This is a genomic window from Streptomyces viridochromogenes DSM 40736 (assembly GCF_000158955.1).
GTDB classification, from domain to species: domain Bacteria; phylum Actinomycetota; class Actinomycetes; order Streptomycetales; family Streptomycetaceae; genus Streptomyces; species Streptomyces venetus.
Map to the genome: position 1 here is coordinate 190,088 of NZ_GG657757.1, position 6,304 is coordinate 196,391.

Consider the following 6,304-nt stretch of genomic DNA (forward strand, 5'->3'; position numbering starts at 1 on the left):
CACAAGCAGATGGAGACTGGCGCGTTCAAGACTCGGGAAGTGGTCCAGACGACTTCCGGTCCGGATTTGGCGATTTCGCAGCGCTCGGGGGTGGGGCACGTGTCAGTGCCCCACCGGGTTGCCGGCCTCAGGCGGACCGGTTGCGGCGCTTCTTCAGCCACCAGGCACCGGCGACACCGCCGAGGACGAGGACGGCCGGGCCGACGCCCAGCAGCACGGACGAGGACATGCCGTCGTCGTCCTTCGTCTCGTCAGCCACCGGCCGCGCGGACGACGGGGCGCCCGGCTCGTCCGAGGCGGTCCCCGTCGGCGGGGCGGGAGTCGTCGGTTCCTCCTCCGGGCCGGGGCTCACGAACTCGGCGCCGGGAGCGGCGGCCTTCAGCTTCAGCCGGGGCGCGGGATGCCCGTGTCCGTGGCCGTCGCCCTCGGCTTCCTCCTCCAGCTGGATCCAGCGGTCGATCTTGCCGTCGCTGTAGCTCTGCAGGGTCTTGAAGACCAGCTCCTTCGCGTTGGGCAACTGCCGTACGGTCACGACGTACTCAGCGTCCTCGCCCACGGCGAGCTTCGGCCCGGACACCGTGTAGCCGCGTCCCGTGGGGGCGAACTTCCAGCCCTGGGGGCCCTTTTCGTAGGTGATGTCCTGCGGGGTGATGCCCTCGGGCAGGACCACCTCCAGCTTGCTGATACCTGCCGAGGCGGACTCCGACTCCGCGGAGAAGGTCAGCGAGACGTTCTTGTCGAGGGCCCGGGCGCCCTCCGCCTCCACCTCGGCGTGGGCCGCGGCCGGGCCCGCGGTGGCGACGGCGATGGCGAAGGCGACCGCGCTGAGCGCGACGGCGGTGGTGCAGGTCTTCCTGGTCACGGTGAGTGCTCCAGCTCTCTGTCATGCGGTGGTCTGTGGGGGCGCCGGCCTGCGCGGCGACGAGCGGCACGGCGGGACCCGTGAAGGGGTGAAGTGAGTACGGCCGGGCGTACGTGCGCCACGGCCGATGCCCGGGGCGCGCCCCGGGGAAGCCGGCTGTCGTCAGGCGACAGCTGTCCCCTTGGGTGGACCTCGCGAGGTGATCGCGTGACTGAGAAGAAGCCGCCGCGGCTTTCGAGGAGAGCGGTTCCGGGCGCGGACGCGCGGCCGGTGCGGCGGTGCGGGCAGTCGCAGGAGCAGGCGCAGCGGCGCCATGAGCCATCCGGCGAGGGCCCTCAGGATGCGGAACGCGGCGCGCTCGCCGTGCGCGAGCCACAGTGCGCACAGCAGCGCGGCGAGCAGGTGCGCGGCGAGCATGCCGGACGAGGACACGCCGCCCATGCCGTGATCCGGGGCATGGGCGGCTCCCACGTGGTCCATGGCCCCCATGGAGTGGGGGGTCCCCGAGCCGTGGCCCGCGGCTGCGGGCCCCACCGGCTGGGCGAGTGAGAAGAACGCGTGGAGCAGGGCCTGGGTGGCGACCGCGACGGAGCCGACGAGTGCCGGACCGCGCTCCCGGTCGGCCAGCCGCCAGGCCGTGCCGCCGGTCGCCGTCGCCCCCGCGGCCATCGCCCACCAGGGCACCGCGATTTCCGACATCATGACGTGGCCCAGGGAGGCGAGCAGCACGCAGACCGCCGCGAAGACAGCGGCCCTGAGCGTGCGAGAACACCCCCCAGCGGTCATGGCGCCTCATCCTCGCAGTCCCGGTCCCACACGTCACGTGAGGGTACGGAACCGCCCCGGGTGCCCGACTCAATCCGCCCGCTGTGATCCACGCCACAAGCGGGGGGCGCTCAGCGTCTCAGGTCCACGTCGTTCGCTGTCGTGATGACGCGGTCGTGTTCCGCGCGAGTGAACAGATCCTCGGACGACCAGCGGCCCGCGGGGGTGCGGACGGTGCGTACGAAGGTGCCGCTGTCGTGAGCCTGCGCTCACGAGGCGAGTCGGTCGAGCGCGGCCAGGACCGGTGCCACGCCGTCCTCCTCGGCCAGTCGCCGTGCCAGGGCCTGGGCGCTGTCGCGGTGGGCGGGGTTCCTCACGGCCCGGCGCAAGGCGGGTGCGAGTGTGTCGGCGGTGAGGCGACGCAGGGGGACGGCGCAGGGCGCGGCGCCCAGCTCGACCAGGCGGGCCGCCCAGAAGCCGGCGTCGAACTGCACGGGCACCGGGACGGTGGGGACGCCCGCGCGCAGTACGGCGGCGGTGGTGCCGGCTCCGGCGTGGTGGACCACGGCGGCCATCCGGGGAAACAGGGGCGCGTGCGGCACGTCGCCGACCGTGATCACATCGTCGTCGCGGGCGGCGAGACCGGCCCAGCCCTGCTGGATCACGCCCCGCAGTCCCGCCGCGCGCAGGGCGCGCACGATCTCACCGCTGAGTCTGCCGGGGTCCGGCACGGTGGCGCTGCCCAGTCCGACGAAGACCGGGGCGGGCCCGGCGGCGAGGAAGTCCTCCAGTTCCCCGGGCAGCGCGCGGGTGTCGTACGGCCACCAGTACCCGGCGATCTCCAGTCCGGGTCGCCAGTCCCCGGGGCGCGGCACCACCAGTTCGCTGAAGCCGTGCAGCACGGGCCAGCGCGCCCGCTCGTGGGCCCGGCGGGCGGCGGCCGCGCCGCGCAGGGTCATCCCGTGCCGGGTGCGCAGTCTGTGCAGGGCCCGGGTGAAGACCCGGTCGACGGCGGTGGCGACGGCCAGTCCGCCCAGGTGGTTGCCCACGAAGCCGAGCGAGCGTCCGCCGAGCATGGGCGCCCCGAACTCGCGTGTCGGATGCTGGGGTTGGAGGAACAGCCCCAGGCTGGGCAACTTCAGTCCTTCCGCGATGGCACGGCCCAGCGGTGCCACGGCACCGGCGGCCAGCACCACGTCCGCGCCGTGGGCCGCCCGGACCAGGGAGTCGGTCATCTCCTCGGCCGCCGACGTCGCCATGGCCACCGCGCGCAGCAGTTTGCCGAGCCCTGTGGTGCTGGCGTGCAGACCACGGCCGTGGTCGGAGTGCAGCACGGCGTGCGGGTCGACCGGAGTCGCGTGGAACCGCACCCCGGAACCGGCGCTCAGCGGCTCGAACAGGCCGTGGGTGGCGAGCGTGACGTCGTACCCGCTCCGTGCCAGCCCCGCCCCCAACCCGGTGTACGGCGCGACGTCGCCGCGCGACCCCGCCGTCATGATCACCACCCGCATGCGTCTCAGTGTGGACCGGCCGGACGGGCGACACGCTGCGTACGGCGGCACATGGACGAAAATCGCCGGTGCGGGGGACGGTGCGACCGGGACTGTTCGGGCGGGCTCAGACGCCAGGCCGGCGTCGGGCCTTCGCGGCCGTGCGAGGCGCGGCTGTCAGGTGCCGGTGCTGGGCCTGGACCCGATCCGCATGCCCGGGCGGCGGCGGTGGACGGTGACGTAGGACAAGCCCCCGTCGCCCGCGATCAGGCCACGGGCGCTGCCGTGCGGCAGCCAGACCAGACTGCCGGGAGCCAGGGGCTGTGGGTCCGCCTCCGTGGCCAGGGTGCCGTCTCCGGCGACGACGAGCAGGAGGACGTCGAGGTCGGGCTCGGTGTGCGTGTCGATACGCGCTCCGGGCGGGACGCGGATGAGATTGGCGTCCAGTTGCCGTCCTGGCTCGGACAGTCGCCACAGCGCACCCGCCGCGGTCGAGTCGCCGGCCACGATCGACTCGGTGTTGCCCAGAACCCGCGGTACGGGGGCACCGGCGGCGCCGGGGGGCGTCTCTGCTTCAGTCATCGATGCGCCACCCTGCCACACGCGCCCGCCGCCGGACCCGGCCGGGTGCGGCGGCGGGCGTCGCGTTCCGGCCGGGCTGTCGCCGGCGGTCAGTGCGACAGCCGCTCGTGGCGGTAGTGCTGGGCCAGCCGGGCCAGGGCGACCGCGGCGAGCAGAAGGCCGAAGTCGCGCAGCGCGATGTCGTAGTAGTCGGGGATGGTCAGCAGGTTGACGATGATGCCGGCCAGCCATCCGGCCACCAGCCACCCTCCGAAGCGCGGGGCGACGGCCACGACGAGGCCCGCGAGGATCTCGACGACACCGACGGCGTACATCGCCGTCTGGGCGCTGCCGGGCACGACGTCGTCGATCCACGGCGCGAGGTAGTGGGGCCAGTCCACGAGCAGGTTGGCGAACTTGTCCAGCCCGAACAGGATCGGCGCCACGGTGAAGCCGACACGCAGGATGGCGAACGCCTGGTAGCCGGGGTCGGTGAACGCGGCCCTCCGGGAGACGGCGGGCTCGGGGGTTGTGGTTGCGGACGACATGACGCCCTTCCTTCTATCGACAACTCTCACTATCGATAGAAGCGCGCGCACGTTCTTTAGTCAATGGCTGTGGGTTTTACACTGGTGTTCGTGGACCACCCGGAAGAAGTACCCGACACGGCCGTCTCCGCGGTCGCGGCTCTGGACGAGCCGACCCGCAGGCGGCTGTACGACCACGTCGTGCGCCAGCCGGGGCCCGTGAGCCGCGACGAAGCCGCCGCCGCCCTTGGGCTGGCACGTCAGACCGCGGCCTTCCATCTGGACCGTCTGGCGGACGAGTCGCTCCTCGACGTCGTCTACGAGCGGCGCAGCGGTCGCACCGGCCCGGGAGCCGGCAGGCCGGCCAAGCTCTACAAGCGCTCCACCACGCAGGTCACCGTCAACCTGCCCGAGCGCCACTACGAGCTGGCCGGACGCCTCCTCGCGCAAGCCGTGGAGGAAGCCGAGGCCACCGGCGAACCGGTGCGCGCCGTGTTGCACCGCAAGGCCCACGACCTCGGTGGACAGCTCGCGGGGCAGGGCGACACGACTGTGCTCGGCCTGTTGGAGCGGTACGGGTTCGAGCCCCGTTCGGACGGTGCTGCGATCGTGCTGGGCAACTGCCCCTTCCACACGCTCGCCCGCGAGCACACCGAGACCGTCTGCGGCATGAACCTCCACCTGCTCCGCGGCGCCCTCGAGGGTCTCGACGAGAGCGGTCTCCAGGCCTGCCTGGCCCCGAGTCCCGGCTACTGCTGCGTTCGCCTGGAGCCGGCCTCCTCCCCACCCGAACGGCCCGCGCCCGCCCGGGGCAACCCGGACAGCGCGCGAGGCGTCTTCCCCGGTGGACGGGACGGATCCGCCGCCGGTCCAGCAGGAGACGGGGACCATCATGAGTGACAAGGCCCGCAGACTGTTCGAGGCACTGGACCTCGATCAGGACGGGATGCTCACCCGCGAAGAGGTGATCGTCGCCCTGCGCACGAAGGGACCGTCCCTGGCCGCCTCGGGCGTGGTGCCGTTCTGGGGAGTCCAGGACGCCGAAGCCTCCTCCGCGCTGTTCGACACCGCCGACCAGAACGGGGACAGGGTCGTGACGCTCGAGGAGTTCGCGGCGGTGGTGGACCGCCGGTTCGGCTGGAGCTGACACCGGGCTCGGCGACGCCTGCGACAGCCGTGTGGATCACCGCGTGGCCACACCGCCCGAGAGTGACCACGGCCTGGGGCCCGATGGCTTCCTGCGACTCCCGGCTCGGCAGGGGGCTGCGCGCCCGTTGATCAGTGCGTCACACAGGTTCGCCGGGCACCTGACGGGTAGGAGGTCTCCTCTCGACACCGGAGGTGGACGATGGACATCGGTATAGGCCTTCCCAACACGGTTCCGGGGACCGAGGGTTCGGTTCTCGTGGAGTGGGCCCGGCGGGCCGAGGAGACGGGGTTCAGCACGCTCGGCACGATCGGGCGGCTGGTGTACCCGGGGTACGAGGAGCTGGTCGCGCTGAGCGCGGCCGCGGCGGTCACCAGCCGGATCCGGCTGACGACGAGCGTGCTGCTGGGGCCGCTGTACACCAACCCCGCGCTGCTGGCGAAGCAGGCGGCCTCGCTCGACCGGCTGTCCGGAGGGCGGTTCGTGCTCGGTGTGGGGCTGGGCGGGCGTGACGACGACTTCGCCGCGAGCGGTCTGTCCACCGAGGGCAGGGGGCGTCGGCTGGAGGAACAGCTGACGGAGATGAAGCGCGTCTGGTCGGGCGAGGAGCGGGGATTCGCCGGTGCGATCGGGCCGGAGCCGGTGCGCGAAGGCGGACCCGAGCTCCTCCTGGGCGGCTCGACCCCGGCCGGTTTCCGACGGGTGGCCCGGCTGGCCGACGGCTGGATCATGGGTGGTGGCACGCCGGAGATGTTCGCGGAGGCCTCGGCCGGCGTCGACGCGGCGTGGAAGGAAGCGGGGCGCACCGGCACGCCGCGCAAGCTCTCGCTGGCCTACTTCGCGCTCGGCCCGGATGCCCGGGCGCACGCTGACGGCTACCTCCTGGACTACTACGGCTTCCTCGGCGACGCCGCCGCGCAGATCGCGGCGAGTGCGGCGGTGAGCGCGGAGA

The 6,304-nt window shown here is 72.9% G+C and carries 7 protein-coding genes and 1 pseudogene; 3 read left to right on the forward strand and 5 right to left on the reverse strand.

Annotated elements, in window-relative coordinates; all coding sequences use genetic code 11:
• Positions 1-127: 127 nt before the first annotated feature.
• From SSQG_RS00870 to SSQG_RS00890, 5 genes are all read right to left on the reverse strand, one after another.
• On the reverse strand, positions 128-862 hold the full coding sequence (locus tag SSQG_RS00870) for a DUF1775 domain-containing protein (RefSeq protein WP_003987751.1): 735 nt from the start codon (positions 860-862) through the stop codon (positions 128-130).
• Positions 863-1,024: 162 nt separating this feature from the next.
• On the reverse strand, positions 1,025-1,648 hold the full coding sequence (locus tag SSQG_RS00875) for a hypothetical protein (protein WP_003987752.1): 624 nt from the start codon (positions 1,646-1,648) through the stop codon (positions 1,025-1,027).
• A 248-nt stretch (positions 1,649-1,896) separates the two neighbouring features.
• Positions 1,897-3,138, reverse strand: a complete 1,242-nt coding sequence (locus tag SSQG_RS00880) for a glycosyltransferase (RefSeq protein WP_003987753.1) — start codon at positions 3,136-3,138, stop codon at positions 1,897-1,899.
• 156 nt (positions 3,139-3,294) lie between these two features.
• Entirely contained in the window at positions 3,295-3,699 is a 405-nt protein-coding gene (locus SSQG_RS00885) for a cupin domain-containing protein (RefSeq protein WP_039931716.1), read from the reverse strand.
• Positions 3,700-3,788: 89 nt separating this feature from the next.
• Positions 3,789-4,226, reverse strand: coding sequence for a hypothetical protein (locus SSQG_RS00890; RefSeq protein ID WP_003987755.1), 438 nt, complete (start codon positions 4,224-4,226; stop codon positions 3,789-3,791).
• 63 nt (positions 4,227-4,289) lie between these two features.
• Here SSQG_RS00890 and SSQG_RS00895 point away from each other — a divergent pair.
• The 3 genes and pseudogenes from SSQG_RS00895 to SSQG_RS00905 form a co-directional block, all read left to right on the forward strand.
• Positions 4,290-4,985: pseudogene (locus tag SSQG_RS00895) on the forward strand (helix-turn-helix transcriptional regulator); the annotation flags it as partial.
• Between the two features lie 112 nt (positions 4,986-5,097).
• Positions 5,098-5,352: an EF-hand domain-containing protein gene (locus SSQG_RS00900; RefSeq protein WP_039931717.1), complete on the forward strand. Its 255-nt coding sequence runs from the start codon at positions 5,098-5,100 to the stop codon at positions 5,350-5,352.
• A 201-nt stretch (positions 5,353-5,553) separates the two neighbouring features.
• Positions 5,554-6,304: LLM class flavin-dependent oxidoreductase (locus tag SSQG_RS00905; RefSeq protein WP_003987758.1), on the forward strand; the 751-nt coding region annotated here is incomplete at its 3' end.